Genomic DNA, 685 nt, shown 5'->3' on the forward strand with positions numbered 1-685 from the left:
CGATACGGCCAAAACCATACAACACAACATCACGAGGCTCAGAGATTGTCTTACCGTTCATTGCTCTTAAAAGTGCGGTATGAAGGAAGTCATTCAGTGCATGCGTGTCTTCATGACTCGCCCAATATTGTTGTGCAAGTTGACCAACATCAATGCGACAAGGAGATAGTTGCATGTCTGTGAGTGCTTGAATAATTGGGAAGGTTTGCTGAGGAGAAAGGGCTTGGGGAGTAAAGTGGCGGGAAAGTCGGTGAGCTTTGATAATGTCAATGGTGTCGGCATTGACCAGTGTTTTACCAAAGAGAATGACTTCGACGCCTTTTTCTCTGTATAACTGACCTAATAAAGGGGACGTGGACTCAGCAATGGTTTGGCTCGTTTGCCAGTCATATAAGTGCTGTTCGGCGCTTTCTTTCTCTGAAAACCTATGTTTCTCTGAAAAACTTTGCTTCTCTGAACTCATGGTAGTGGGGGACCTTATTGTCGTTCGTGCTTAACATTACTTAAGCTGTGTTATTGGAGCGTACTCATCGTGGTACAAGCCAAATACTCTCTTTAGGGGGGAAGATGTATTTGGTTATTGGGTTGTAATTATTATGGGGCAGGATTGTAAAGCGCAAACGGTTATTCTGCTAGAAAAAATAACGGCGACATAATTGACTGGAATTTAGGTTAATTATAGTTC

1 pseudogene is annotated in these 685 nt (G+C 42.9%); it reads right to left on the reverse strand.

The features are described from left to right. A pseudogene (locus tag BCU12_RS09225) lies at positions 1–463 on the reverse strand (glyceraldehyde-3-phosphate dehydrogenase); the annotation flags it as partial. Positions 464–685 lie beyond the last annotated feature (222 nt).

Source organism: Vibrio sp. 10N.261.55.A7 (genome assembly GCF_002877365.1).
Classification (GTDB): domain Bacteria; phylum Pseudomonadota; class Gammaproteobacteria; order Enterobacterales; family Vibrionaceae; genus Vibrio.